This is a genomic window from Variovorax sp. Soil_C_26 (assembly GCF_057657075.1).
The window spans coordinates 772,984-799,281 of the sequence record NZ_JBDGJC010000002.1; the positions used below are offsets into that span (position 1 = coordinate 772,984).

The following is a 26,298-nucleotide window of genomic DNA, read 5'->3' on the forward strand; positions in this document are numbered from 1 at the left end:
CCCTTGTCCCTGCTGCGACGCACCCGCCGCCTACAATCCGAACACCGAAAAGCACCATGAAGATACTCATTTCCAACGACGATGGTTTTCAGGCGCCGGGCATCGTCGCATTGCACGACGCGCTCAAGGACATCGCCGATGTCGAGGTGGTCGCGCCCGAACACAACAACAGCGCGAAGTCGAACGCGCTGACGCTCGCTGCGCCGCTCTACGTGCACAAGGCGCACAACGGCTTCCGGTACGTGACCGGCACGCCGGCCGATTGCGTCCACATCGCGCTCAAGGGTCTGCTCGGCTACCGGCCCGACCTCGTGGTCTCGGGCATCAACAATGGCGCCAACATGGGTGACGACACCATCTACTCGGGCACCGTGGGCGCCGCGATGGAAGCCTACCTGTTCGGCATTCCTGCCATCGCCTTCTCGCAGATCGAAAAGGGCTGGGCCCATGTCGATGCGGCCGCGCAGGTGGCGCGCCGCCTGGTGCAGCGGATCGAACACGAACGCATGGTGGAGCAGGGAGCGTTCCTGCTCAACGTGAACGTGCCGAATCGACCGCTGGACGAACTCAGGCCGATCAAGGTCTGCCGCCTTGGACGGCGCCATGCCGCGGAAAAAGTCATCACGCAGGAAAGCCCGCGCGGCGAAACCATGTACTGGATCGCGGGCGCCGGCGGTGCCAAGGACAGCGGTGAAGGCACCGACTTCCATGCCACGGCAGAGGGCCATGTCGCACTGACGCCGCTGCAGATCGACCTGACCGATCATGCCAACCTGGGGCAGTGGCGCGAGACCGTGGCCCGTCTGGGCCATTGAACATGGCCACGCAACGGCCTGGCTTCCCGGTTCGCCTGACACCCACCGCATCGGCCGCCACACGCGGGCGCATGCCGGCCGTGCCCGCCCAACCTGTGGTGCCGAGCACGCCCTCGATGGCTTCCGACGCGGTGCGTGCGCGCATGGTGCAGAGGCTCGCCGCCCAGGGCGTTGCCGATGTGCGCGTGCTGCGCGCTCTCGGCGCAGTCGAGCGGCATCGTTTCGTCGACAGCGCGCTGATGAACCAGGCCTATGAAGACACGAGCCTGCCGATCGGGCTGGGACAGACGATCTCGAAGCCCAGCGTGGTCGCACGCATGATCGAGCTTCTGCTCGGCGCACCCGCGCTGGCCGGCAAGCCGCAGGACAAGCTCGGCCGCGTGCTCGAGATCGGCACCGGCTGCGGCTACCAGGCCGCCGTGCTGAACCACGTGGCCACCGAGGTGTACAGCATCGAGCGGCTGCGCGGACTGCACGAACGCGCGCGCGCGAACCTGCGGTACTTCCGGCTCGCGACAGTGCATCTGATCCTGGGCGACGGCATGATCGGCTACCCCAAGGGCGCGCCGTACGCCGGCATCATCGCCGCGGCGGGTGGCGAAGCCGTGCCGCAGGCCTGGGTCGACCAGCTGGCGGTCGGCGGCCGCATCGTCGCACCCACGCAGTCGGCGAGCGGCGGACAGGCGCTCGTCGTCATCGACAAAACCGCCCGCGGACTCGAGCGACGCATTCTTGAGGCGGTTCACTTTGTCCCCCTAAAATCGGGCATCGCTTGAAGGAACAACAAATGCAGGGTTTTGGCAATCGGAGTTGGTGCGCTGGTGTCACGTTGGCCGTTGTGCTCGTGATCGCAGGGTGCGCCGCACCGCGCGGACCGGCGCCGGTCGAAGATCGAGGCACCATGTCGCGCGGGCCCGCTGCGGCACCCGGAGGCCCGCTCATCACCACCGATCCCTCGGGCAAGCCGCTGCCGGGCATCGAGAACTATGGCAAGCCGGGCTACTACGCCGTGCGGCCCGGCGACACGATCCGCCGCATCGCGAACGAGACCGGCCACACCTGGCAGAACATCGCGCGCTGGAACAACCTTGACAACCCCGACCTGATCGAAGTCGGCCAGGTGCTGCGCGTGGTTCCGCCGGTGGGACCGTCCACCACCATGGCCGCAGCGCCGGTGGAAGGCGTCGTGACCAAGCCCGTGCTGCCACCGTCGGCCATCGCGCCCACGGCACCTGCGAGCGCGGCGGTCGGCAAGCCGCCGGTGACGGCATCGCCTTCGACGCCGTCGGCCAGTTCCGGCGACGAGGACATCGGCTGGATCTGGCCGGCGCAGGGCACGCTCCTCGCCGGATTCGACGACGCGAAGAACAAGGGCTTCGACATCGGCGGCAAGGCCGGCGATGCGGTGCTCGCGGCGGCCGACGGCCGCGTGGTCTACGCCGGCGCGGGCCTGCGGGGCTACGGCAATCTGATCATCCTCAAGCACAACAACACCTACCTCACGGCGTATGCGCACAACCAGACGCTGCTCGTGAAGGAAGACCAGTCGGTACAAAAGGGCCAGAAGATCGCCGAGATGGGCAACAGCGACGCCGACCGCGTGAAGTTGCACTTCGAGATCCGCCGGCAGGGCAAGCCTGTCGATCCGGCGCGCTACCTGCCGCCGCGGTAACCGCAGACGCGGCCGCGCGCGCTTCTGTGCGCGCTCCGCGGATGGCCGTGCCTGCGGCTGAGACAATCGGGGGATGACGGAATCCACCGAAGAAAAGAAAGTCTCCACGAAACCCCCCGCGACCGCCGCCGGCGAATGGCTCGAGGTCGAATCTCTCGACCTCGATGCACAAGGTGTGGCGCACAACGCAGAAGGCATGGTCGTCTTCATCGAAGGCGCCCTGCCGTTCGAGGAGGTGCAGTTCAACGTGCACCGCCGCAAGAACAACTGGGAGCAGGGCACGGTCACGGCCATCCGGCGCGAGTCGTCGCAGCGAGTGCGTCCCGGCTGCCCGCACTTCGGGCTGCACACCGGTGCATGCGGAGGCTGCAAGATGCAGCATCTGGATGCGGCGGCGCAGGTCGCGGTGAAGCAGCGCGCCCTCGAAGACAACCTGTGGCACCTCGGCAAGGTCCGGCCCGAGAACGTGCTGCGGCCCATGGAAGGCCCTGCATGGCACTACCGCTACCGCGCCCGGCTCTCGGTGCGCCACGTGGTCAAGAAGGGCACGGTGCTCATCGGGTTCCACGAACGCAAGAGCCGCTACCTAGCCGATATGCAGGTATGCCCGGTGCTGCCGAAGACCGTCAGCGCGATGCTGATGCCGCTGCGCGCACTGATCGCCTCGCTCGATGCGCGTGACACCTGTCCGCAGATCGAGCTCGCCTGCGGCGATGCGCCGGGCACCACCGTGCTCGGCACCATCGCGCTCGTACTTCGCCACCTGGAGCCGCTGTCCGGCGGCGACGTCGACCGGCTGAAGGCCTTTGCCGCCGAGCACGCCGGCATCCAGTGGTGGCTTCAAGCCAAGGGGCCGGACACGGTGAAGCTGCTCGAGGAGAACGTGGGCGAGCTGCTCTCGTACGAGCTGCCGGAGTTCGGCGTCACGATGCCGTTCAAGCCAACCGATTTCACCCAGGTCAATCCACACATCAACCGGGCGCTGGTCGGCAGGGCGCTCAGGCTTCTCGACGTGCAGCCCGACGAGCGCGTGATCGACTGGTTTTGCGGGCTCGGCAACTTCACGCTGCCGCTGGCCAGCCGCGCGCGCGAGGTGCTGGGCATCGAAGGCAGCGACACGCTGGTTGCGCGCGCGGGCGCCAACTTCAGCAGGAACCAGCCTGCCACCGCGGCGAGGCGCGCGCTGTCGCCGACCCGCTTCGTCGCACGCAATCTGTTCGAGATGACGCCGGCGATGCTGGTCGCCGACGGCCCTGCCGACAAGTGGCTGGTCGATCCGCCGCGCGAGGGCGCTTTCGCGCTGGCCAAGGCCATGGCCGACCTGCACCTGCAGCCCGAGCTGCGCACCGACGGCTGGACGCCGCCGAAGCGCATCGTCTACGTGAGCTGCAATCCGTCCACGCTGGCGCGCGACGCCGGGCTGCTCGTGCACCAGGCCGGCTACCGCTGCAGCTTCGCGGGCGTGGTGAACATGTTCCCGCACACGGCGCACGTGGAGTCGATCGCGGTCTTCGACCTCGCATGAAAAAAGGGCCCTCGCGGGCCCTTTTTGTCAGAGGCACGTTCTTCTTCAGTCGCGCTCGCCGCCGGCAAGGCCCAGCAGTGCCAGCAGGCTCTGGAACACATTGAACAGGTCGAGGTAGAGCGCGAGCGTGGCGCTGATGTAGTTGGTCTCGCCACCGTCCATGATCCGCTTCAGGTCATAGAGCATGAAGGCCGAGAAGATACCGATCGCGGCCACCGAGATGGCCATCATGCCGGCCGACGAGCCGACGAACACGTTGATGACCGAGCCCACCAGCAGCACCATCGCGCCGACGAAGAGCCACTTGCCCATGCCGGACAGATCGCGCTTGATCACCGTGGCGAGCGAAGCCATCACGAAGAACACGCCGGCCGTGCCGCCGAACGCCGTCATGACGAGGTCGGGGCCATTCTTGAAGCCCAGCACGATCGCGATCAATCGCGACAGCATCAGGCCCATGAAGAAGGTGAAGGCCAGCAGCACCGGCACGCCGGCCGCGGAGTTCTTGGTCTTCTCAATGGCGAACATGAAACCGAAGGCGCCGCCGAGGAAGACGATCAGGCCGAGCCCGCCCGTCAGGGAGCGGGTGAGGCCCGTGCTCACGCCGATCCAGGCGCCCAGCACCGTGGGCAGCAGGCTCAGTGCGAGCAGCCAGTAAGTGTTGCGCAGGACGCGTTGGCGTTCAGCCTGCGGCAGCACCTGGCCGTAGCCGGCGGAATTGTCGAGGGTCGTTACGCGGTCGTTCATGGCCGTAGCTCCTATGGGTTACTGCAAACGCAGTTGGGCTCATTCTAGGGGGCTGCAAGAGGGCCCCCGAAAAGACCGTACGGGCGATGATCCTAAGGCTGCCGGCGGCGCGGTGCGCATTGGCCGTTATGCTGTGGGGTTTTAAGCTACCCGACCTCATCATGAAGACCAAGTCCTTCCTCGAACTCGCAGACGTCAAGGCCATCGCGGCCGCCGCGGAAGCCGAAGCGCTCAAGAACAACTGGGCCGTGACCATCGCCATTTCGGACGATGCCGGCAACCTGCTCTGGCTGCAGCGCCTCGACGGCGCAGCGGCGCTTTCGTCGCACATCGCGCCGGCCAAGGCCCACACGGCCGCCATGGGGCGCCGCGAAAGCAAGGTCTACGAAGACATCATCAACGGTGGCCGCAGCGCCTTCCTCACCGCACCTGCGGTGCAGGGCCTGCTCGAAGGCGGCGTGCCGATCGTGAAGGACGGGGAAGTGATCGGCGCCGTCGGCGTGAGCGGCGTGAAGTCGAACGAGGACGCGCAGATCGCCAAGGCGGGCATCGCGGCCCTCGGCCTCTGACAACCTGGCGCCTAAGCAAAACGCCGACCCTTGGGTCGGCGTTTCTGTTTGGACATCAGCGTGAAAAAAAGCATGGCTAGTCGGCGAACCGATGGCTAGCAAAAAACGACCCTTCGGAGATGGAATCTCCTCGAGTCGCCCCACGATGAAACTTGCGCGAGGGGCGGGCTGAACCTGCTTACTTGGTCAGGATCAGCTTGCCGAGTTTGGTGGCCTGGAGCCGATAGAGGGAGCCGTTGTGCATGATGCCGACGGTCTTGCTGCCCTTGAGAAGCTGAGCACTCTCGACCGTGGGCGCGGGACGCGCCGCCTGAATGGACGCATGGCCGCCGCCCGATTGGTCGAGCGACGGGTGGCTCAGGACGGAAAAGGCGTTCGGTTTGGCTTGCATCTGAAATCCCCTTATCGAAGCGATGAGTGAATGATAATGATTCGCATTGATAAGTCAATCGCCGCGATCAATTTTTTTCTCATCGCCCGTGAACTAGTTTGCGTCGGGTTCGGTAATGAAGCCGATCTTCCGCACGCCGGCTTCGCGCGCCTGCGACATCGCCTTGGCAACGCGTTCGTAGCGCACTTCCTTGTCGCCGCGGATGTGGAGTTCGGGCTGCGGTTCCTTCACCGCTTCGGCGGCAAGGCGGCCGGCCAGTTCGCTGTCGTCGATCTTCTGCTCGTTCCAGTGGTACGAGCCGTCGGCCGCGATGCTGAACAGGATGTTCTCCGGCTTCTGCTGCTCGGGCTCGCTGCTGGCGCGGGGCAGATCGATGTTGACCGCATGCTTCATCACGGGCACGGTGATGATGAAGATGATCAGGAGCACCAGCATGACGTCGACGAGCGGCGTCATGTTGATCTCGTTCATTACCTCGTCGGGTTCGTCCTGGGTTCCGAAAGCCATGGTGCTCAGCCCTTCTTCAGCGGAAGCACGACGGCGTCGCCGCTGCCGCTCTGCACGCGTGCACCGGTCACGAAGTAGGCGTGCAGGTCGTGGGCAAAGCTGTTGAGCTTGGTCAGCACGAACTTGTTGCCGCGCACCAGCGCGTTGTAGCCCAGCACGGCGGGAATCGCCACCGCGAGGCCGAGCGCCGTCATGATCAGCGCCTCGCCGATCGGGCCTGCCACCTTGTCGATGGTGGCCTGGCCGGCCGAGCCGATGCTCATGAGCGCGTGATAGATGCCCCACACCGTACCGAAGAGGCCGATGAACGGCGCCGTCGAACCGACCGAGGCCAGGATCGCGAGACCGGTCTGCAGGCGCGCCGTGAAGGCGTCAATGCCGTTGCGCAGCGAGCGCGTGATCCAGTCGCTCACGTCGAGTGCGTCATGCAGGTGGGCTTTGGTGTTACGGTGGTGCGCAGCCGCCTCGCGGCCTTCGAGTGCCAGCGCGCGGAACGGGTTGCTGTCGTCGCCGCCGAGCTTGTTGAGCGCGGTCGCGAAATCCTCGCTGTGCCAGAAGTCCTGCGAATGCTTGGCGAGTCGCTTGTATTTGATGACGTCGAGGGCCTTGATGACGATCACGATCCATGACGCGAGCGACATGCCGATCAGCAGCACCGCGACGGCCTTGGTGACGAAATCGCCCTGGTTCCAGACGTTCATCAAGCCGAATTGGGAATCCATACGAAGTTGCTCCAGAGAAAGTTAGTTCAATTTGAATGAGAAGGGCGCCCGCAGCACATAGGTGGTCTGCGCGTTGCCGCCGGTTTGCCGGAAGGGCGTGACCTGCGCGGTGCGGGCTGCAGCGAGCGCCGCCTCGTCGAGCCGCTCGAAGCCGCTCGACTTGAAGAGTTCGACTCGCTTGGCGAGCCCTTCGCTATCGAAGAAGATGGAGACGACGGTGGTGCCCGATTCGCCCAGCCGCCTGCTCATGCTCGGGTAGACCAGCCGGGGCTCTCTCACGTAACGGGTCTGGCCCTGGGTGATCTCGATCGTCTGGGGTGCCGGCGGTGCGGGTGGCGGGGCCGGTGGCGCAGGCGGCGGTGGGGCTTCGACCACCGGCGCGGGCGCCGGCGGCGGCGGCTCGGGCACGCCGACCGGCGCGGCCGGTGCGGGAACCGGCTTGGGTTCGCGAATGGCCACCGGGCGCGGCGGCGGCTTCACGGCCTTGGGCTTGGGTGCGGGAGGTGGCGGAGGCGGGGGTGGTGGTGGCGGCGGTGCCGGCTTGGGCGGCTCGATGAACTGGCTCAGGATTTCGACCGGAACCACCACTTCGGCCGCCTTGCGCAGCAGGCCGCTTTGCAGCGCCCACAGCGCGGCCGCGTGAAACAGGATCACGCCCCCGGCAATGACGGCATTGCGCGAGAGGCCAAGAACGGAAGGAGGGGGGGCAAAGCGGTCAGACACGATCAACCAATTCGAATGCGGGCCTGCCTGACGCAGGCCCCGATTGCAGCAAAACCGCTACGACGACTGTCTACTTACGAAAGATCCACCAGACCGAACCTGCAACGAGAATCAGGCTGCCGCCGAGTGCCGAGAAGAGTTCCATGCCTTGCTTTCCGAGATGGAGGTGGCAAGCTGGATCGCCCTCGAGCCCGGCTCGCGATTCAACGCGGCGACCGGATGGGAGGCGCTGCACTGCGCAACGACGTCGCGCGCACAGCCTTCACATTGACCACACTGGGTGGCGACGCCCAACTCGAATTGGACTTCGTCGAAAGTCATGCCGGCACGCACATGACGTGCGATTTCACGGTCGGAGACTCGGCGGCAGACGCAAACGATCATGGCTGTGAAAGCGGCAGTTGGCTGGCTGATGAGGTAGCATGATTATAAATAAGAATCCGTCGCATTTGCAATAACTATGGTGTGACTGGGCGTACGAGGGGTCGCAAAGCCCAAAAAGTACGCGTCACACCTCTGACCAGAGTCGCAGCAAGTTGTGATAGTGGCCGGTGAGCGCCACCGTCTCCTCGCATTCCCCGAGTCGGACGCGCAGCTTGCTGATGGTCTGATCGAGTTCGAACAGCATGCTGCGCTGCTGGTCGCTGCGCACCAGGCTCTGCAGCCAGAAAAACGAACAGATGCGTGCGCCGCTTGTCACGGGATGTACGCGGTGCAGGCTGCTCGACGGATAAAGTATCAGGTCGCCCGCGGGCAGCTTCACTTCATGCGAACCATAGGTGTCGAGCACCTCGAGTTCACCGCCTTCGTATTCGTCGGGTTCACACAGGAAGAGGGTGCACGAGAGGTCCGTGCGCAGCTGTTGCGCCCCGTCGGGCATGGCCCGCACCGCGCCGTCGACGTGCAGGCCGTAGTGTTCGCCGCCTTCGTAGCTATTGAACAGCGGCGGTACGAAGCGCAGCGGCAGCGCGGCCGAGAAGAACAGCGCGTTGCGGGCCAAGGCGGCGAGCACCACCTTCCCGAGTTCGCGCCCAACGGGCGACTGCGTCGGCAATTGGCGATTGCGCTTGACCTGCGCGCCCTGGTCGCCGACCGTTTCGCGCCCGTCGGTCCAGTCGGCCGCCGCCAGTGCGGTGCGCATGTCGCGGACCTGGACCGGGCTCAGCACATTGGGAACATGCAGCATCATGTTTCGATAACTCCGCAATGGAAAAGCCCCGGCTGGGGCCAGGGCTTCGGTTTCGCACTGCGCCAGACGCGCAGCACGCCCCAGCGATCAGAAGGCGAAGTTCGCCGTGACCTTGTAGGTGCGCGGTGCGCCCGGGGTGTAGCGGTAGCCGCTCTTGTTGATGGACGCCACGTATTCCTTGTCGAACAGGTTGTACACGTTGAACTGGAGGTCGACGTTCTTGTTGATCCGGTACGAGGCCATCGCGTCGAACACCCAGTACGCGTCGACATAGGCCGGCGTGCCGACGGCGCCATCCTTGCCGCGCAGCAGCTTGCCGTTGTAGCGCGCGCCGCCGCCGACGGTCAGGCCGAACGGGAGCTGGTAGGTCGACCAAAGGGTGAACGCATTCTTCGGGGTGTAGGCAAGGGCGGTGGAGCCGTCTGCCAGCACCGACGGGCCGCTCAGTACCTTGGTGTCCATCGTGGTGAAGCCCGAGGTGACGCCCCAGTTGTCGGTGATGGCGCCCGAGACGCCCAGCTCGATGCCTTGCACGCGCTTCTTGCCAGTCTGGTTGTACTCGCTGGTCACGGTGTCTTGGACCACTTCGTTGCTCACGTCGGTGCGGTACACGGCGGCGGTCAAGGCCAGGCGCTTGTTGAGCACCTCCCATTTGGTGCCAAGTTCGTAGGTCTTGGCCTTCTGCGGCAGGAAGTCGGTGCGCCCTGCGCTGCGACCGGTGCCGCCGGCAGCCAGTTGGAAGTTGGCACCGCCTGGGGGCTGGGCGGCCGTGCCGTAGGCGGCGTAGATGCTGCTGTTGGTGGTCGGCTTGTAGACCAGGCCGAGCTTGCCCGAGACGAGGTTGTCCGAGAGCTTCAGGTTGTTCGGGGTGAGCACGCCGCTCTTGGCATTCAGGGTCGTCGCATCGTAGCGGGTGGAGTAGTGGTCATAGCGCAGGCCGCCGGTGAGCATCCACTGTTCGTTGAACTTCACCGTGTCGAAGACGTAAGCGCCGATGGTGGTGGTCTCGCCCGAGGCGGTGGTGCCGTTGCGGACGCGGTTGTAGCCGAACACGTTTGGATTCGGTGCATACAGGCTGGCGGCCGTGAACTCGCCGCTGTTGGCAATGCCCGGCACATCGAACACGCGCGCATTGCGGCTGTAGTAGCCGTTCGAATCCTGCTTTTCCCGAATCAGTTCCAGACCTGCATTGAGGCTGTGGCCGACGCTGCCGGTGTCGAACTTGGCGCTCACGTTCGTCTGGTTCGTGAAGATCGTGTTCTCCTGGTCCTTGTTGGTCGGCAGGGTACGCGCCAGGGTCCAGCCGAGCGGCAGCAGCGCGTTGGGCGTCACAAGGTTGGCCGTGTTGCTCATGAACGCATTGAGCATGTAGTCTTGCTGCGTCTTGGCGAAGCGCGTGGTGTTGCGGATCGTGACGTCCGGTGTCAGGTCGTGCTCGACGCGCGCCGTGAACATGTCGGTGCTCACGTTGTCGAAATCCGAGCTGGTGCCGTAGAAGTTGCGCGAATCGACGCGCTGCGCGGTGTTCAGGTAGCCCCGCTTCGGGTCCGGCGACGAGTAGCCGGGCAGGCCGATGGTGGGCACGCCGCCGTCCGGCACGTTGTCTTGCTTGACGTGCAGCAGGTCGAAGTAGAAGCGCGTCGGGCTGTTCAGGCCGAGGGCGAGCGACGGCGCAATGCCCGTGCGCTTGTTCCTTACGTAATCGCGTCCGGGAACGCCAGCGTCTGCCATCACGGCGTTCAGGCGGAATGCCGCGCCAATGCCGTTCTCGCCGCTGAGCGACTTGTTCCAGTCGACGCTGCCGCGCTTGAAGTCGGCGCTGCCGAATGCGACAGAGCCCGTGAAGCTGTTTTCCAGCGTGGGCCTCTTGGTCACGAGATTGATGTAGCCGGTGGGCGACGTGCGGCCGACGTCGGTGCCTGCGGGACCCTTGACCACTTCGAGCTGCTCGATGTTGAAGGTGTCGCGCGACACGGAGCCGAGATCGCGAATCCCGTCGACGAAGATGGCGCTCGAACTGTCGAAACCACGCATGAAGACGGCGTCACCGGTGGTCGTGTTGCCGTTCTCGCCGAGGAAGAACGTCCCGACGCCGGGGCTGTTACGCAGTGCTTCGGTGAGCGTGGTCGCGCCTTGTTCGCGGATGACCTGTTCCTTGATGACCTGCAGGGTCTGGGGGGTGTTCACCAGCGGCGCCGTGAACTTGGTGTTGGCGGAGGCGTCCGTCTTGTAATCGACCACCGACGAGTCTTGCACCCGGATTTCCGGAAGGGTGGACTGCGCGAACGCGCCGGGGGCCGCGATGGCCATCAAGGTTGCGGCGGCAGCGCCTGAAAAATGAGGGACGGCGCGGGCAATGGCGCGCTTGCGGGCTTTGATGTAGGCCATGAAATGTTTCTCCAAAGGTGGCGGCGAGGACTCGACTGGCTGTGTCCTGGCAACGAATTTCTTTGGGAGAAACGGGCAGACTGGCTGGGTGAGCGGTCTATTTCTGTAGACCGATAAGAATGATAGGCATTCGTAGTTTGTCGAGGCAGTCAGACTCCATTTGCATTACAACCTTCGTGCGAATTGTTGCCAGAAGGCAACAAATGACGCCAAAATCAGTAAACATCTCGACGATAGCGACCAGAAGCGGTGAGTTTGTGAACGACTTTGTCGCCTGCAATCTGCCTCAGTGCGGCGTCCACCCCGGCCGACATGCCCTGCAGGCTGCCGCACACGTAGATGGCTGCGCCCGAGTGGAGCCATTGCATGAGGGATTCGGCAGAACGCAGGAGTTGGTGCTGTACGTAGCGGCGCTCTTCATGGTCGCGCGAGAACACCATATCAACGCGCTGCAGCACGCCGCTGGTCTGCCAAGCTTGAATTTCCTCGCGGTAGAAAAAGTCATGCGCCGCCTGGCGCTCGCCGAACACCAGCCAGTGGCCATGGTTGCCCGTTGCCGCGCATGCGCGCAGGTGCGCCCGCAAGCCCGCCAGTCCGGTGCCATTGCCGATGAGAATCAGCGGGCGCATTTCGTTGCCTTCGAGCCGAAACCCGCGGTGCGGTCGAAGCCGAAGCGCCACCGTGTTACCGATTGCGAGGGTGGACGTGAGCAATCCAGAGGCCGCACCGAGCGTGCCGTCGGGATGTGGTGCCTGGCGCACCAGCAACTGCAGCTCGCCATCGTCGGGCAGGGACGCGATCGAATAGTCCCTCGGGCGTAAAGGATCGCCGGCAACGCGGATCTGCGCCAGGTCACCGGACAACCATGTCGGCATCGGGCCCGCCTGCGGCACCAAGCCCAGGTGGAACACGGGTGCGCCGGCGCTGCCGGGGTTGAGCAGCACGCGCGACACGATGCGCCAGGGCGAGAAGGCCTCGTTGGTGCCGTACGCCTGGGCAGGTGCAGCCTTTGCGCCCCAGCGCGCGTGCCATGACGCCAGCGCGTCGGGATCGCTGTTGTCGACTTCAATGCGCTCGAACTCGCGCACGGCACCGGCTGCACTCAGCCATTCGTCGAGCGCGCGGCCGAAACCGCAGAACGCCGCGTACTGCTGGTCGCCCAAGGCCAGCACGGCGTAGCGCAGCCTCGCCAGGATGGGCGGTGATGGCATGACCCTCTCGGCGAACACGCTCGCGCCGTCCGGCGCGTCGCCCTCGCCGTAGGTGCTGGCAACGAAGAGCGCGCGTCGCGCACTGGCCAACGTTGCCGCATCGAGCGCATTCAATTCCATGACGCGACTGGGCATTCCCGACGCGCTCAATTGCCGCGCCGTCTCCCACGCGATCGCTTCGGCCTGCCCGGTCTGGCTGCCGAACAGAACGAGCACCGGCGCCGCCGCCATGTCGTGCGTATCGCCAGGGTTGCCGGCGTGGCCCGAGAGCTCGGCCGCCTCCCGCGCGACGGCGATCCGCCGGCGTCGCTCGCGCAGGTAGATCGATGCGCACAGGGCCGTGTAGGCCGCCACGGTGACCGACGCACCCAGCGCTCGCCCAACCATCTCGCTCATGCGCGCATGGCTTCGTTGGCGTCGGTGGGGGCTGGCCAGGTGCGCGTGGCGTGCGCAACGGGCGGCGCTGCCGCGTCGGCATGCCGCACAAACAGCGCGGCGATGCCGTGCCGTTCCGCAAAAACGAAGCCGTCGTCTGGGCCCAGCACCGTGAGCACGGTGGCCAGCGCATCGGCCTGCATGCATTGCGCGTGCAGCACCGTGACGCTGGCGAGCGCATGCGCCGCCGGCTCGCCGGTGCGCGGGTCGATGGTGTGGGACCAGTGGCGAGCGCCGGCCGTGCGTCTGTGCCAGCGGTCGCCCGAGGTGGCGATCGCCATGTCGGCGAGTGCAATGTTGCGCGCGGCATGCGCCTGCCCGTCATCGACGCGCACGCGCCATGGCTGGCCGCCCGGGCGTCGCCCGACGCAGCGCAATTCGCCGCCAACTTCGAACAGCAGGTCGGCCAGGCCGAGTGCACACAGCGCTTCCACGCCATGGTCCACGACGAACCCCTTGGCGATGCCCGACAGGTCGAGCTCCGCGCCACCCGGCTGCAGCAGCGCGCCTAGCGCGGGATCGAACGCCAGGCGTTTCCACCCGGTGCGTGCACGGGCTTCGGCCAGCGCTCGAGGATCGGGCACGGCCGCGGTGCTGCAGCCGGCGTGCGCGGCCGGACCGAACCCCCAGCAGGCGACCAGGGGCCCTACGCTCGGATCGAGCGCCCCTTCGCTCGCGTCGGCCCAATGCAACGCGCAGCCCATCACCCGCGCAAATTCGCGCGGCAGCATGTGCGTCGATCCGGCGGGAGCGCGGTTGAACCGGCTGACGTCCGAATCCGGCGTCCAATGGCTCATCTGGGCGACCACTCGGTCCAGCGATGCCTGGACGGCATCGCGAACGTCCCGCAGCGGCAGCATGCGCGGGTTGTCGAAGCGCAGCGACCAAGTGGTCCCCATCGTCTCCCCGGCGAGCTGCTGCAGCGTCGCGGGGTCTGCGGCGCGCGGGGTGGCCGCGTTGGCATAGCCGCCTGCGCGCCAGGTGCTGAACGAAATGCCCAAGGCGGCAGGCCCGGTCAGGGCATCACTTCGAGCGTGGCCGCGTAGCTCAGGCGGCGCTGCTTGGCCTGCGGCACTGTGGCCTTGTCGTCCCTGATGCTGGCATCGAGCCAGTACATGCCGGCGCTCGGCCAGGTGACGCTGAACTGGCCCTTGTCGTCCGTCTTGAGCTTGTGCTCTTCGAGCTTGTCGCGGTACTGCGTATTGCCTGCCGTCAGCGTCACCTCGATGTCCTTGGCCGGCTGGCCGTCCAGGTGGAGCGTGAAGGTCGACTTCTCGCCCTTGACGAGGTCCGTGGGGCTGCCCGAGGCGATCAGCTCCAGCCCCTGGCCGGTGAGCTGCAGCGGTGAAGGCTTGCCGACCGTCACGAAGGTTTCGATGCGACCCGACGACTGCGTGATGGCGAGCTCCTGTGCATCTGCCGGAATCGCCTTGCCGATGGTCTCGGCCGTGCCGCGCGCGCGCTTGGGCTGGCCCGTGGCCTTGTCCCTCCAGTTCGCGAACAGGCCTGCATTGACGACGGCGATGCGGTAGGTGCCTGGTGCCGAGAGCGGCACGTCGAACACATTGCGCAGCTTGAGCTTGGCTTCGTTCTCGGCCTTCACCATGCTGCCGTCGGGCGCGGTGATCTGCAGGCCCTCCAGGCGCAGCGGCGCATGGTTCGCCACGAAGAGGTCGTTGGACACCGCGGCATCCACGGTCACGGTGTCGGCCTTGGAAAACACGGTGGAAGAGGGCAGCAGCCAGGCGTTGTGGGCTTGGGACAGCGAGGCCGCAGACAGGGCGATGGCGATAGCGGTGGTGCGCAGCATGAAGCGGGTCATGGAAAATCCTTGAAGGAGCGAGCGATGAATGAACGAGGCCGAGGCCGGGCGGGCTGGGGGATCAGGGCTTGAGCTGCAGCTTGATCTCGCCCAGTTCTTCCTTGCCGCTGCCCGCGGCTTCGGTGGCAGCCGACGGCGGCCACTGGAACGGCAGACTCACCACCTCGCGCCCGCCCACTTCGCGCGCGGCTTCCACCACGAACTTGTAGGCGCCCGGCGCCAGCTTGGGCATGGCGCCGGAGCCTTCGCTCAAGTTCAGTGCATGTTTTCCCGCGGGCTTGGTGGCGCCCGAGACGCCGTCGACCGGCATCGCGAGTTCGCGGCCGCCGCGGCGCCACCACTGGCGCAGGTCCTTGAGCCATTTGGTGCCTTCGCCTTCGGGGTTGTTGGTCTTGGTCCGAACGTCGTACCAGACCGCCAGCGTGCCGGCCATGGAACTGTCGGCCCGTTCGATCCACGCGGCGACGTAGGGGCGGTGGTACTCCGAGACGTTCAGTCGCGGAATCTCGATGGTGGCGGAGAGGCCGGCGGCAAGGGCCGGGGCCGCGAACAGCGCCGACGCGGCGATGGGGGCAAGGGAGTGGCGAAGGTGCACGGAAAACCTCTTTCGTGAATCGATGAAGCGCAGGCAGGTCAGTGGATGAACAGCAGCGCAAGCAGCACCGGTACGACCAGGCCCATTCCGACCATCGGCCAGGTGAAAGGGCGGTTGCCCGCGTGCATCTTGAGAATGAACAGGCCGGTGATCGAGAAGACCAGCGTCGCGGCCGCGAAGATGTCGATGAACCAGCCCCAGGCGGCGCCGGTGTTGCGACCCTTGTGCAGATCGTTCAGGTAGGAAATCCAGCCGCGGTCGGTGCGCTCGTATTCGATCCCGCCATCCGCCAGGCTCAACCGCAGCCATGCATCGCCGCCGGGGCGCGGGAGCGAGAGGTAGATTTCGTCTTCGGACCATTCGGCGTCGGGGCCGGCGGTGGCAATGCCCCATTGCGTCTTCACCCAGGCCTGCAAAGCCGGCGGAACGGGTGCGCGCCCGTTCCGGGCCTTGGCGTCAGGCAGTTGACGCTCGAGTTGCGTGCGCAGCGCCTCGTCGATGGTGCCGCTCCGGGTGGTGATGGCCGGCTTGGCTTCGATCTGTCCGGCGTGGTTGAGCGTGAAGCCGGTGATGCTGAACAGAATCATGCCGACCAGGCAGATCGCCGAACTCACCCAGTGCCATTCGTGCAAGGTCTTGAGCCAGTAGGCGCGGCGGCGGGTGTCGGGGCGGGCAGCATTCATCGAAGGCGCGGATTGTAGGGTGCAAATGAGAATGACTGTTATTCGCGTTAAAGAAAGCTAGGTAAAGCAACGAAAAACACAACGAAAAACGGGACCGAAGTCCCGTTTTGGATGAAAAGCAATGTGCTTGGTCGATCAGCTGAGCTCGCCCATCTGCGACTGCAGGTAATTCTGCAGCCCGACCTTGCCGATCAGTTCGATCTGGGTTTCGAGGAAGTCGATGTGTTCCTCCGTGTCGTCGAGGATTTCCTGCAGCAGGTCGCGCGAGACGTAGTCGCGCACGCTTTCGCAGTAGGCGATGCCGTCCTTGATGGTGGCCTGTGCGCCGGTTTCGGCGCCGAGGTCGCAGCCCAGGATCTCGGGCACGTCCTCGCCAACGTTCAGCTTGGCGAGGTCCTGCAGGTTCGGTAGGCCGTCGAGCATGAAGATGCGGTCCATCAGCTTGTCGGCGTGCTTCATCTCGCCGATCGACTCTTCGTATTCCTTCTTGGCCAGCTTGTCGAGGCCCCAGTGCTTGAGCATGCGGTAGTGCAGAAAGTACTGGTTGATCGCGGTCAGCTCGTTCTTGAGCTGCGCCTGCAGATGCTCGATGACCTTGGGGTCGCCCTTCATGATTTCTTCCTTGTGTTTATTCTGGAAGCCCCGATTGTCAGAGGGGCGGGTAAGCACTTGCAAGCAATCCCATACGCCACTGGTCTGCATGCGTGTGAGGGTGATACACGTTCGTATTCGATCCTCGGCGCGGCCATCGAGAACATAGCAAGCGCCAATACTTTTAATAGATAGTGACTATTGAAAGATATGGATTGGTAGTTATACTCATGGCTCGCAGTTACTTTTGTCCACCCGCAGCATCCAAGGAATCACCATGTCCCTGATCAACACCCAAGTCCAACCCTTCAAGACCCAGGCCTACCTCAACGGCAAGTTCATCGATGTGTCCGACGAGACGCTCAAGGGCAAGTGGTCCGTGCTGATCTTCATGCCGGCGGCCTTCACCTTCAACTGCCCGACCGAAGTCGAAGACGCGGCCGACAACTACCCCGAGTTCCAGAAGCTGGGCGCCGAGGTCTACATCGTGACCACCGACACGCATTTTTCGCACAAGGTCTGGCACGACACGTCGCCGGCCGTCGGCAAGGCCAAGTTCCCCCTGGTTGGCGACCCGACCCACGCGCTGACCAACGCTTTCGGCGTGCACATCCCCGAAGAAGGCCTGGCACTGCGCGGCACCTTCGTGATCAACCCCGACGGCATCATCAAGACCGCCGAAGTGCACTCGAACGAAATCGCCCGCGACGTGAAGGAAACGCTGCGCAAGCTGAAGGCAGCGGTCTACACGGCCGCCCACCCGAACGAAGTCTGCCCGGCCAAGTGGAACGAAGGCGACAAGACCATCGCACCGTCGTTCGACCTCGTCGGCAAGATCTAAGGCGTACCGCGCGCAAGCCCGGGCGCTCACGAGGCCCCGGGCTTTCTTGTCCCTTGGTTGATAGTTTCCAGTTATCGAAAGAGAGTTCCTCATGCTCGACACCGCCACCAAAGCCCAATTGAAGAGTTACCTCGAACGCGCCACGCAGCCGATCGAGATCGTCGCCTCGCTCGACGACAGCAAGGCCTCGGGCGAGATGCTGTCGTTGCTGAAGGACGTCGCCGAATCCTCGCCGCTCGTCAAGCTGACCGAAAGCCGCGACGACAGCCACCGCAAGCCCTCGTTCTCGATCAACCGGCCGAGCGAGAACCACGGCCCGCGCTTCGCCGGCCTGCCGATGGGCCACGAATTCACGTCGCTGATCCTTGCCTTGCTGCAGATCGGTGGCTACCCGCCCAAGGTCGAGCAAGCCGTGCTCGACCAGATCAAGGCGCTCGATGGCGACTTCGAGTTCGAGATCTACGTCTCGCTCACCTGCCACAACTGCCCCGACGTGGTCCAGGCGCTGAACCTGATGGCGGTGCAGAACCCGCGCATCCGCACCACGATGATCGAAGGCGGGACCTTCCAGGACGAGGTCAAGGAACGCCAGATCATGGCCGTGCCGACCGTGTTCCTGAACGGCACCGAGTTCGGCCAGGGCCGCATGAGCCTGGAAGAAATCCTCGCCAAGATCGACACCAGCGGCGTCGAGCGCGAAGCCAAGAAGATCGCCGCCAAGGACCCGTTCGACGTGCTCATCGTCGGCGGCGGCCCCGCTGGTGCCGCAGCCGCCGTGTACGCGGCGCGCAAGGGCATCCGCACCGGTGTGGCATCGGAGCGCTTCGGCGGCCAGGTGCTCGATACGCTCGGCATCGAGAACTTCATCTCGATCAAGGAAACCGAAGGCCCCAAGTTCGCCCACGCGCTCGAGGAGCATGTGCGCGACTACGACGTCGACATCATGAATCTGCAGCGTGCCAAGGCGCTGGTGCCCGGCAATGACCTGATCGAAGTGCAGCTTGAAAGCGGCGCTTCGCTCAAGAGCAAGTCCATCATCATCTCGACCGGCGCGCGCTGGCGCAACATCAACGTGCCCGGCGAGCACGAGTTCAAGAACAAGGGCGTGGCGTACTGCCCCCACTGCGACGGCCCGCTGTTCAAGGGCAAGCGCGTCGCGGTCATCGGCGGCGGCAACTCCGGCGTCGAAGCGGCGATCGACCTGGCCGGCATCGTGGGCCATGTCACTCTGATCGAGTTCGACACGGCACTGCGCGCCGACGCGGTGCTGCAACGCAAGCTCCACAGCCTGAAGAACGTCGACGTGTTCACCAATGCGCAGACCACCGAGATCACCGGCGACCAGAAGGTCAACGGCCTGGTCTACAAGGACCGCGCATCGGGCGAACTGAAGAAGGTCGAGCTCGAAGGCGTGTTCATCCAGATCGGCCTCGTGCCCAACACCGATTGGCTCAAGGGCGTGGTCGAGCTCACGAAGCACGGCGAGATCGTCGTGGATGCGCGCGGTCAGACCTCGGTGCCGGGCGTGTTCGCGGCAGGCGACGTGACCACGGTGCCGTTCAAGCAGATCATCATCGCGGCCGGCGACGGCGCGAAGGCGGCGCTGGGGGCCTTCGACCACCTGATCCGCACGTCGGCACCGGCCTGAGCCGGCCGCCTCGGCGGCTCAGTACGTGAGCCGCTCGGGCTTGAGTTCCTGCAGGATGGTGGTGGCGATTTCCTCGATCGACTTGGTCGTGGTCGAGAGCCACCGGATGCCCGCGCGGCGCATCATGGCCTCGGCTTCGCTCACCTCGTGGCGGCAGTTCTCGAGGCTGGCGTAGCGCGAGTCGGGCCGGCGCTCGTTGCGGATCTGGCTCAGCCGCTCGGGCTGGATCGTGAGGCCGAAGATCTTCTTGCGGTGGGGCATCAGCGCGGGCGGCAGCTGGCGGCGCTCGAAGTCCTCGGGGATCAGCGGGTAGTTGGCCGCCTTCAGGCCGTGCTGCATGGCCAGGTAGAGCGAGGTCGGCGTCTTGCCGCTGCGGCTCACGCCGACCAGGATCACGTCGGCGCCTTGGAGGTCGCGGTTGCTCTGGCCGTCGTCGTGGGCCAGGCTGAAATCGATGGCCGCGATGCGGGCGTCGTATTCCTTGCTCTTGCTGACGTCGCTGAAGCGGCCGATGCGGTGGTTCGACTTCATGGCCAGCTCGATCTCGAGCGGGCGCACGAAGGTGCCGAACATGTCGAGCAGCATGCCCTTGCAGCCGGTTTCGATCACCTCCAGCACTTCCATGTTCGCCAGCGTCGTGAAGACGATCGGGCGCACGCCCTCGAGTTCGGCCGTGTGGTTGATCTGCCGCACCGCCTGGTGCGCCTTGTCGACGGTGTCGGTGAAGGGCAGGCGCACATGGCGCGGCTTCATCTCGAACTGCGCCAGCACGGCGTTGCCGAAGGTCTCGGCGGTGATGCCCGTGCCGTCCGAAATGAAGAAAACTGTGCGTGTGGTCATGTCTTGCGGCCTTGTCCTGCGGCGCGGGCCATCCCGCCCCCCCTACAATCCGGCCCATTATCGGGAATCCGCCTGCCCGTTCAGAATTCTTCTTCTCCATGCACGCCGCGACCGCACCCAGAGCAACGAGAACGATCGTGCCGCGCCGCCTGCATGCCGCACCGGTTTCAACTTCTGGAGCTTTCCCATGTCTGCACTTTTCGACGCGACCGCCCTGGTCGTACCGTTTGAAAACCTGAGGATGACCGACGTCGAGTCGGTCGGCGGCAAGAACGCCAGCCTCGGCGAGATGATTTCGCAGCTGCCGCAGGGCGTGCGGGTGCCCACGGGCTTCGCGACCACGGCGCATGCCTTCCGCCAGTTCCTGGCACACGACGGGCTGGCCGACAAGATCAGCAAGAAGCTCGCTGCACTCGACACCGAGGACGTCCGCGCGCTGGCCACCGCCGGCGCCGAGATCCGCGCCATGGTCGAAGCGCAACCTTTCCCGGCCGACCTTCAAAAGGCGATCGCCGAGGCCTTTGCGAAGCTCAGCGAAGGCAACCCTTCAGCCTCGTTCGCGGTGCGCTCGTCCGCCACGGCTGAAGACCTGCCCGATGCCTCGTTCGCAGGCCAGCAGGAGACTTTCCTCAACGTGGTCGGCATCGACGATGTGCTGCACAAGATGAAGGAAGTCTTCGCCTCGCTCTACAACGACCGCGCCATCAGCTACCGCGTCCACAAGGGCTTCGCGCACGACGTGGTGGCGCTGTCGGCGGGCGTGCAGCGCATGGTGCGCTCCGACCTCGGCGCGGCCGGTGTGATGTTCACCATCGACACCGAGTCGGGCTTCGAAGACGTGGTGTTCATCACCTCGAGCTACGGCCTGGGCGAAACCGTGGTGCAGGGCGCCGTCAACCCCGACGAGTTCTACGTCCACAAGCCCACGCTGCGCGCGGGCAAGCGCGCGGTGATCCGCCGCAACCTCGGCTCCAAGCTGATCCAGATGGAGTTCGCCACGCCCGAGGAGAAGAAGGCCACCGGCAAGCTCGTGAAGACCACCGACGTCAAGGCCGAGCAGCGCAACCGCTACTCGCTGACCGACGAAGACGTCGAGCAGCTCGCCAGATACGCGCTCGTCATCGAGGAGCACTATGGCCGGCCGATGGACATCGAGTGGGGCAAGGACGGCACCGACGGCCAGCTCTACATCCTGCAGGCGCGTCCCGAGACCGTGAAGAGCCAGCAGCAGGGCAAGGCCGAGCAGCGCTACAAGCTGCTGGGCAAGGGCGCGGTGCTCGCCGAAGGCCGCGCGATCGGCCAGAAGATCGGCACCGGCCCAGTGCGCCTGGTGCACAGCATCAGCGAGATGGACAAGGTGCAGGCCGGCGACGTGCTCGTGACCGACATGACCGATCCCAACTGGGAGCCGGTGATGAAGCGCGCCGCCGCCATCGTGACCAACCGCGGCGGGCGCACCTGCCATGCGGCCATCATCGCGCGCGAGCTCGGCATTCCCGCCGTCGTGGGCTGCGGCGATGCCACCGACCTGCTGAAGGAGGGCACGCTGGTGACGGTGAGCTGCGCCGAGGGCGACACCGGCTTCATCTACGACGGCCTGCTCGAGACCGAGGTTACCGAGGTGCAGCGCGGCGTGATGCCCGAGATCGACATCAAGCTCATGATGAACGTCGGCAATCCGCAGCTCGCGTTCGACTTCGCGCAGCTGCCGAACCACGGCGTCGGCCTCGCGCGACTCGAGTTCATCATCAACAACAACATCGGCGTCCACCCGAAGGCGATCCTCGACTATCCCAACGTCGACAACGACCTGAAGAAGGCCGTCGAGTCGGTGGCCCGGGGCCATGCCTCGCCGCGCGCCTTCTACGTCGACAAGGTGGCCGAGGGCATCGCGACCATCGCGGCCGCGTTCTGGCCCAAGCAGGTGATCGTGCGCCTGTCGGACTTCAAGTCGAACGAATACCGCAAGCTGATCGGCGGCAGCCGCTACGAGCCCGAGGAAGAGAACCCGATGCTCGGCTTCCGCGGTGCCGCGCGCTACCTGAGCAAGGACTTCGGCGAAGCCTTCGCGATGGAGTGCGAGGCGCTCAAGCGCGTGCGCAACGACATGGGGCTGGTCAACGTGCAGATCATGGTGCCGTTCGTGCGCACGCTCGGCCAGGCCGAACGCGTCACCAACCTGCTGGCCGAGCACGGCCTGAAGCGCGGCGAGAACGAGCTCAAGCTGATCATGATGTGCGAGGTGCCGAGCAACGCGGTGCTGCCGGAGGAGTTCCTGAAGTTCTTCGACGGCTTCTCCATCGGCTCGAACGACCTGACCCAGCTCACGCTCGGCCTCGACCGCGACTCGGGTCTCGAGCTGCTGGCGGCCGACTTCGACGAGCGCGACCCGGCCGTCAAGGCGTTGCTGAGCCGCGTCATCAAGGCCTGCCAGGCCGAAGGCAAGTACGTCGGCATCTGCGGCCAGGGCCCCAGCGACCATCCCGACTTCGCGCTCTGGCTGGCGGAGCAGGGCATCCAGTCGATCTCGCTCAATCCCGACAGCGTGATCGACACCTGGCAGCTGCTCGCCAAGCGCTGAGGCTTCGGATGGCGGAAATCCCCATGCGGGGATTCCCGCGGCTGGCGCGTATTTTTGAAACCAAATGCGTATTTGGTGACAAACTTGAAGGAGCACGGGCGTATCCCGGATGGGGAAGACCACATGATTCTTGTCAAGACTCCGGCCGGCCAGCAGGCCTTCAAGGACCGATCGGTGGCGCTGTCGCCGCGCCAGCGCTCGGCCTTCATCCTGTTCGACGGCAAGCGCTCGATCGAGGAGGTGCTGGCCGGCGGCATGGGCATTGCTCGCGAAGACGTCGACCAGATGGTCCTGCTCGGTTTGCTCGAGGCGCCCGGCGGCCATGGCGAAAGCAGCAGTGCGCCGCTGGCCGAGGCGGCGGCATCTGCTGCAGCGGCTGCCGCCCCCGCTCCGGGTCCGGCAGCGCCGGGCCGCAGCAGGCAGCAGCGCTACAAGGACGCCTACCCGATCGCCACCCAGCTCACCGGCGGCCTCGGGCTCAGGGGTTTCCGGCTCAACCTCCAGGTCGAGGGCACCACGAGCTACGAGGACCTGCTCGCGCTGGCGCCCAAGATCCGCGCCGCAGTCGGGCCTGACAAGGCCGCTGCGCTCGACCAGGCCCTCAACGACTGATCCAGCCGCGTCGACTTGCCGTAGTGCTCGCTACAGGGCTATAATCGCCGGCTTTGCCTTGCCACACTGCGCCCGACGCTGCAGGTGGCTTTTTCTCTTCCCCGGAAGAACCCACAAGGAGTGCCATGCGTCACTATGAAATCATTTTGCTGATCCACCCGGATCAGAGCGAACAAGTTCCGGCCATGCTGGAGCGTTACAAGGGCCTGATCACGGCCGGCGGCGGCAAGGTCCACCGCGTTGAAGACTGGGGCCGCCGTCAGCTGGCCTACCAGATCAACAAGCTCAACAAGGCGCACTACCTGTGCGTCAACATCGAAGCTGAACAAACCGTGATGGGCGAGCTCGAGCATGCGTTCAAGTTCAACGACGCCGTGCTGCGCCACCTGACCGTCCAGAAGAAGAAGGCCGACACCGGTCCTTCGTCGATGATGAAGACGGTCGAGCGCGAAGAAGCCCGCAAGGCTCAGCAGGCCGAATACGCCGCCAACAACAACAGCTGATGGCGTGACCGCTGCCGCTGCTGCGGCGACCGGGCTCAACCAGCTGCTGCTGACCGCCTCTGTCGCCGAACTCGGAGCCTTGCGATACACGCCCGCCGGCCTTCCCGCCATCGACCTGAAGCTCGAGCACGAATCGACGCTCCAGGAGGCAGGAAAAGCCAGGCAGGTGAAAACGGCCCTCAAGGCCGTGGCCTTCGGCGCTGTCGCCGAACGGCTCGCAAGTCAGTCGATGGGGAGCCTCTGGCGTTTTCAGGGCTTTCTCGCGACACCGGGCAACGGCAAGTATCCGGTCCTGCACATCCAGGATTTTCAGCAAAATTAATTTTCGAAAAGAGGTCCCGAAATGGCCACGTTCAAGAAATTCAACAAAGACAAGCGCCCGAAGCGCAACACCCAGTCGCTGCTGTTCAAGCGCAAGCGCTTCTGCCGCTTCACGGTCGCTGGCGTCGAAGAGATCGACTACAAGGACATCGACACGCTGCGTGACTTCATCAGCGAAAACGGCAAGATCATTCCCGCCCGCCTGACCGGCACGCGCGCGATCTACCAGCGCCAGCTCAACACCGCGATCAAGCGCGCACGCTTCCTCGCGATGGTGCCGTACAGCGACCAGCACCGCGTCTAAGGAGCCCGCACCATGCAAATCATTCTTCTGGACAAGGTCCTGAACGTTGGCGGCCTCGGCGACATCGTCAAGGTCAAGGACGGCTACGCCCGCAACTTCCTGATCCCGACGGGCCGCGCCCGCCGCGCCACCGCCGCCAACAAGGCCGAGTTCGAAGCCAAGCGCGTCGAACTCGAAAAGGCTGCGGCCGCCAAGCTGGCCGAGTCGCAAGCCCAGGGCGAGAAGCTCGGCGGCACGACCGTCAAGCTGACCCAAAAGGCCGGCGTCGATGGTCGCCTGTTCGGCTCGGTCACCAACGGCGACATTGCCGAAGAGCTCGGCAAGCAAGGCTACAAAGTTGCGAAGTCGCAAGTTCGCCTGCCCAACGGCCCGATCAAGACGGTCGGCGACACCACGGTCAGCGTTTCGCTGCACACCGACGTGGTGGTCGACATCAACGTCACGGTCTACGGCGAAACCGCCTGATCGTTTCGCGGCGCCTGGTGCGCTGCCCGCAAAAGCCGCCCTCGGGCGGCTTTTGTATTTCTGCGCACCGGTTTTCCAGTTCGGTGCACCGAAAGATCACCGTTTATTCACAACCTTGTCCACACACGCGATCGCGTGCGCGGCTTAGCATGCAGGGTTGCAAGGGAAGTCCATGTCCGCCGTTTTCTCCTATGCCGACAATGACCCGTCGGCCGACCGCCAAGTTGCCAAGCTCCGGATTCCGCCTCATTCGATCGAGGCCGAGTCGAGCGTGCTCGGCGGCCTGCTGCTCGACAACGGGGCCTGGGACCGCATGGGCGACCTGCTGGTGGACGGCGATTTCTATCGCCACGAGCACAAGTTGATCTACGCCGCCATCGGCGGCCTGATCAACGCGAGCAAGCCGGCCGACGTCATCACCGTCTACGAGCAGCTGCAGGGCCTCGGCAAGGCCGAGGAGATCGGCGGGCTGGTCTACCTGAACTCGCTCGCGCAGTACGTGCCGAGCGCGAGCAACATCCGCCGCTATGCGGAGATCGTGCGCGAGCGCTCGATCCTGCGCAAGCTGGTGTCGGCGAGCGACGAGATCGCGACCAATGCGTTCAACACGCAGGGCAAGTCGGTCGACAAGATCCTCGACGAGGCCGAGCAGAAGATCTTCAACATCGGCGAAGAAGGCACGCGGATGAAGCAGGGCTTCCAGAGCATGGATGCCCTGGTGGTCGAACTGCTCGACCGCGTGACCGAGATGGCCGAGAACCCGAACGACATCACGGGCGTGCGCACCGGCTTCTACGAGTTCGACAAGATGACCTCGGGCCTGCAGCCGGGCGACATGATCGTGCTGGCCGCACGGCCCTCGATGGGCAAGACCTCGCTGGCCATCAACATTGCAGAGCATGTCGCGCTCAACGAAGGCCTGCCGGTGGCGGTCTTCTCGATGGAAATGGGCGCTTCGCAGCTCGCGGTGCGTATCGTCGGCTCGATCGGGCGCATCGACCAGGGCCACCTGCGCACCGGCAAGCTCAGCGACGAGGAATGGCCGCGCCTGACCGAGGCGATCGAGAAGCTGCGCAACGTGTCGCTGCACATCGACGAGACGCCGGGCCTCACGACCAGTGAGCTGCGCGCCAACGCGCGCCGCCTGGCACGCCAGTACGGGCGGCTCGGCCTGATCGTGGTCGACTACCTCCAGCTCATGAGCGTGTCGAGCAGCATGAGCGACGAGAACCGCGCCACCGCCGTGGGCGAAATCTCGCGCGGCCTCAAGATGCTCGCCAAGGAGCTCAAGTGCCCGGTGATTGCGCTGTCGCAGTTGAGCCGTGGAGTCGAGAGCCGCACCGACAAGCGCCCGATGATGAGCGACCTGCGCGAATCCGGCGCCATCGAGCAGGACGCGGACATCATCATGTTCATCTACCGCGACGACTACTACGACAAGAACAGCAAGGAGCCCGGCGTTGCCGAGGTGATCATCAGCAAGCACCGCAACGGCCCCACCGGCACCGTCAAGCTCGCGTTCCTCAAGCCGCTCACCAAATTCGAGAACCTTGCGAGCTACGGCGGCAGCGACGACTACTGACGATGGGTTGCCGGGC

The 26,298-nt window shown here is 65.1% G+C and carries 29 protein-coding genes; 14 read left to right on the forward strand and 15 right to left on the reverse strand.

Annotation, left to right across the window (positions count from 1 at the left end; translation table 11 throughout):
• The first annotated feature begins 56 nt into the window (after positions 1–56).
• The 4 genes from surE (at position 57) to rlmD (ending at position 4,012) form a co-directional block, all read left to right on the forward strand.
• Positions 57–815 (forward strand): 5'/3'-nucleotidase SurE, encoded by a 759-nt coding sequence (gene surE / locus AC3A6G_RS09200; protein ID WP_487859952.1) that lies wholly within the window; start codon positions 57–59, stop codon positions 813–815.
• Positions 816–817: 2 nt separating this feature from the next.
• Positions 818–1,591 carry a protein-L-isoaspartate(D-aspartate) O-methyltransferase gene (locus AC3A6G_RS09205; protein ID WP_487859953.1) on the forward strand — a complete coding sequence of 258 codons (774 nt, stop codon included), beginning with the start codon at positions 818–820 and terminating at the stop codon, positions 1,589–1,591.
• 11 nt (positions 1,592–1,602) lie between these two features.
• Entirely contained in the window at positions 1,603–2,487 is an 885-nt protein-coding gene (locus AC3A6G_RS09210; RefSeq protein ID WP_487859954.1) for a peptidoglycan DD-metalloendopeptidase family protein, read from the forward strand.
• Between the two features lie 73 nt (positions 2,488–2,560).
• Positions 2,561–4,012, forward strand: a complete 1,452-nt coding sequence (rlmD, locus tag AC3A6G_RS09215; RefSeq protein ID WP_487873587.1) for a 23S rRNA (uracil(1939)-C(5))-methyltransferase RlmD — start codon at positions 2,561–2,563, stop codon at positions 4,010–4,012.
• A 45-nt stretch (positions 4,013–4,057) separates the two neighbouring features.
• Here rlmD and AC3A6G_RS09220 read toward each other — a convergent pair whose 3' ends face one another.
• Positions 4,058–4,759, reverse strand: coding sequence for a Bax inhibitor-1/YccA family protein (locus AC3A6G_RS09220; RefSeq protein ID WP_487859956.1), 702 nt, complete (start codon positions 4,757–4,759; stop codon positions 4,058–4,060).
• A gap of 161 nt (positions 4,760–4,920) precedes the next feature.
• On the opposite strand from AC3A6G_RS09220, the gene AC3A6G_RS09225 reads away from it, so the two are divergent.
• Positions 4,921–5,328 (forward strand): GlcG/HbpS family heme-binding protein, encoded by a 408-nt coding sequence (locus tag AC3A6G_RS09225; RefSeq protein WP_487859957.1) that lies wholly within the window; start codon positions 4,921–4,923, stop codon positions 5,326–5,328.
• A gap of 178 nt (positions 5,329–5,506) precedes the next feature.
• On the opposite strand, the gene hemP is transcribed toward AC3A6G_RS09225, so the two are convergent.
• The 13 genes from hemP to bfr form a co-directional block, all read right to left on the reverse strand.
• Positions 5,507–5,719: a hemin uptake protein HemP gene (gene hemP, locus AC3A6G_RS09230; protein ID WP_487859958.1), complete on the reverse strand. Its 213-nt coding sequence runs from the start codon at positions 5,717–5,719 to the stop codon at positions 5,507–5,509.
• A 93-nt stretch (positions 5,720–5,812) separates the two neighbouring features.
• The gene (locus tag AC3A6G_RS09235) at positions 5,813–6,226 is read right to left on the reverse strand and encodes an ExbD/TolR family protein (RefSeq protein WP_487873588.1); all 414 of its coding nucleotides are present in this window, start codon (positions 6,224–6,226) and stop codon (positions 5,813–5,815) included.
• Positions 6,227–6,231: 5 nt separating this feature from the next.
• Positions 6,232–6,948 (reverse strand): MotA/TolQ/ExbB proton channel family protein, encoded by a 717-nt coding sequence (locus tag AC3A6G_RS09240; protein WP_487859960.1) that lies wholly within the window; start codon positions 6,946–6,948, stop codon positions 6,232–6,234.
• 21 nt (positions 6,949–6,969) lie between these two features.
• On the reverse strand, positions 6,970–7,677 hold the full coding sequence (locus AC3A6G_RS09245) for a TonB family protein (RefSeq protein ID WP_487863565.1): 708 nt from the start codon (positions 7,675–7,677) through the stop codon (positions 6,970–6,972).
• A 105-nt stretch (positions 7,678–7,782) separates the two neighbouring features.
• Positions 7,783–8,055, reverse strand: coding sequence for a (2Fe-2S)-binding protein (locus tag AC3A6G_RS09250; protein ID WP_487859961.1), 273 nt, complete (start codon positions 8,053–8,055; stop codon positions 7,783–7,785).
• A gap of 124 nt (positions 8,056–8,179) precedes the next feature.
• Complete coding sequence (locus tag AC3A6G_RS09255) at positions 8,180–8,860, reverse strand: Fe2+-dependent dioxygenase (RefSeq protein WP_487863566.1); 681 nt, start codon at positions 8,858–8,860, stop codon at positions 8,180–8,182.
• Between the two features lie 87 nt (positions 8,861–8,947).
• Complete coding sequence (locus AC3A6G_RS09260; protein ID WP_487873589.1) at positions 8,948–11,248, reverse strand: catecholate siderophore receptor Fiu; 2,301 nt, start codon at positions 11,246–11,248, stop codon at positions 8,948–8,950.
• Positions 11,249–11,463: 215 nt separating this feature from the next.
• A complete protein-coding gene (locus AC3A6G_RS09265; protein WP_487873590.1) occupies positions 11,464–12,855 on the reverse strand; it encodes a sulfite reductase subunit alpha in 1,392 nt (463 codons plus the stop codon).
• Positions 12,852–13,895 (reverse strand): FAD:protein FMN transferase, encoded by a 1,044-nt coding sequence (locus tag AC3A6G_RS09270; protein ID WP_487873591.1) that lies wholly within the window; start codon positions 13,893–13,895, stop codon positions 12,852–12,854. Before AC3A6G_RS09270 ends, AC3A6G_RS09265 begins: the two co-directional genes overlap by 4 nt.
• A 14-nt stretch (positions 13,896–13,909) precedes the next feature.
• Positions 13,910–14,716: a DUF4198 domain-containing protein gene (locus tag AC3A6G_RS09275; protein ID WP_487873592.1), complete on the reverse strand. Its 807-nt coding sequence runs from the start codon at positions 14,714–14,716 to the stop codon at positions 13,910–13,912.
• 61 nt (positions 14,717–14,777) lie between these two features.
• Positions 14,778–15,311: a DUF2271 domain-containing protein gene (locus tag AC3A6G_RS09280; protein WP_487859967.1), complete on the reverse strand. Its 534-nt coding sequence runs from the start codon at positions 15,309–15,311 to the stop codon at positions 14,778–14,780.
• Between the two features lie 38 nt (positions 15,312–15,349).
• A complete protein-coding gene (locus AC3A6G_RS09285; RefSeq protein ID WP_487873593.1) occupies positions 15,350–15,994 on the reverse strand; it encodes a PepSY-associated TM helix domain-containing protein in 645 nt (214 codons plus the stop codon).
• A gap of 135 nt (positions 15,995–16,129) precedes the next feature.
• Complete coding sequence (bfr, locus tag AC3A6G_RS09290; protein WP_487859969.1) at positions 16,130–16,606, reverse strand: bacterioferritin; 477 nt, start codon at positions 16,604–16,606, stop codon at positions 16,130–16,132.
• Between the two features lie 256 nt (positions 16,607–16,862).
• Between bfr and ahpC the strand changes: the two genes are divergently transcribed.
• Both ahpC and ahpF read left to right on the forward strand, forming a co-directional pair.
• Positions 16,863–17,426, forward strand: a complete 564-nt coding sequence (gene ahpC, locus AC3A6G_RS09295; protein WP_487863573.1) for an alkyl hydroperoxide reductase subunit C — start codon at positions 16,863–16,865, stop codon at positions 17,424–17,426.
• Between the two features lie 91 nt (positions 17,427–17,517).
• Positions 17,518–19,074, forward strand: coding sequence for an alkyl hydroperoxide reductase subunit F (ahpF, locus tag AC3A6G_RS09300; RefSeq protein WP_487859971.1), 1,557 nt, complete (start codon positions 17,518–17,520; stop codon positions 19,072–19,074).
• 18 nt (positions 19,075–19,092) lie between these two features.
• Here the strand turns inward: ahpF and ppsR are convergent, their stop codons facing one another.
• The gene (gene ppsR / locus AC3A6G_RS09305) at positions 19,093–19,914 is read right to left on the reverse strand and encodes a posphoenolpyruvate synthetase regulatory kinase/phosphorylase PpsR (RefSeq protein ID WP_487859972.1); all 822 of its coding nucleotides are present in this window, start codon (positions 19,912–19,914) and stop codon (positions 19,093–19,095) included.
• A 187-nt stretch (positions 19,915–20,101) separates the two neighbouring features.
• Between ppsR and ppsA the strand changes: the two genes are divergently transcribed.
• The 7 genes from ppsA to dnaB all read left to right on the forward strand — a co-directional run bounded on the left by ppsA (position 20,102) and on the right by dnaB (position 26,282).
• Entirely contained in the window at positions 20,102–22,495 is a 2,394-nt protein-coding gene (ppsA, locus tag AC3A6G_RS09310; RefSeq protein ID WP_487859973.1) for a phosphoenolpyruvate synthase, read from the forward strand.
• A 123-nt stretch (positions 22,496–22,618) separates the two neighbouring features.
• A complete protein-coding gene (locus AC3A6G_RS09315) occupies positions 22,619–23,107 on the forward strand; it encodes a hypothetical protein (protein WP_487863576.1) in 489 nt (162 codons plus the stop codon).
• Positions 23,108–23,232: 125 nt separating this feature from the next.
• Entirely contained in the window at positions 23,233–23,610 is a 378-nt protein-coding gene (gene rpsF / locus AC3A6G_RS09320; RefSeq protein ID WP_487859975.1) for a 30S ribosomal protein S6, read from the forward strand.
• A gap of 4 nt (positions 23,611–23,614) precedes the next feature.
• Positions 23,615–23,932, forward strand: coding sequence for a primosomal replication protein N (priB, locus tag AC3A6G_RS09325; protein WP_487859976.1), 318 nt, complete (start codon positions 23,615–23,617; stop codon positions 23,930–23,932).
• A 21-nt stretch (positions 23,933–23,953) separates the two neighbouring features.
• The gene (gene rpsR / locus AC3A6G_RS09330; protein WP_007830781.1) at positions 23,954–24,235 is read left to right on the forward strand and encodes a 30S ribosomal protein S18; all 282 of its coding nucleotides are present in this window, start codon (positions 23,954–23,956) and stop codon (positions 24,233–24,235) included.
• 12 nt (positions 24,236–24,247) lie between these two features.
• On the forward strand, positions 24,248–24,700 hold the full coding sequence (rplI, locus tag AC3A6G_RS09335) for a 50S ribosomal protein L9 (RefSeq protein ID WP_487859977.1): 453 nt from the start codon (positions 24,248–24,250) through the stop codon (positions 24,698–24,700).
• A gap of 172 nt (positions 24,701–24,872) precedes the next feature.
• Positions 24,873–26,282, forward strand: coding sequence for a replicative DNA helicase (gene dnaB / locus AC3A6G_RS09340; protein WP_487859978.1), 1,410 nt, complete (start codon positions 24,873–24,875; stop codon positions 26,280–26,282).
• The last annotated feature ends 16 nt before the right edge of the window (positions 26,283–26,298 follow it).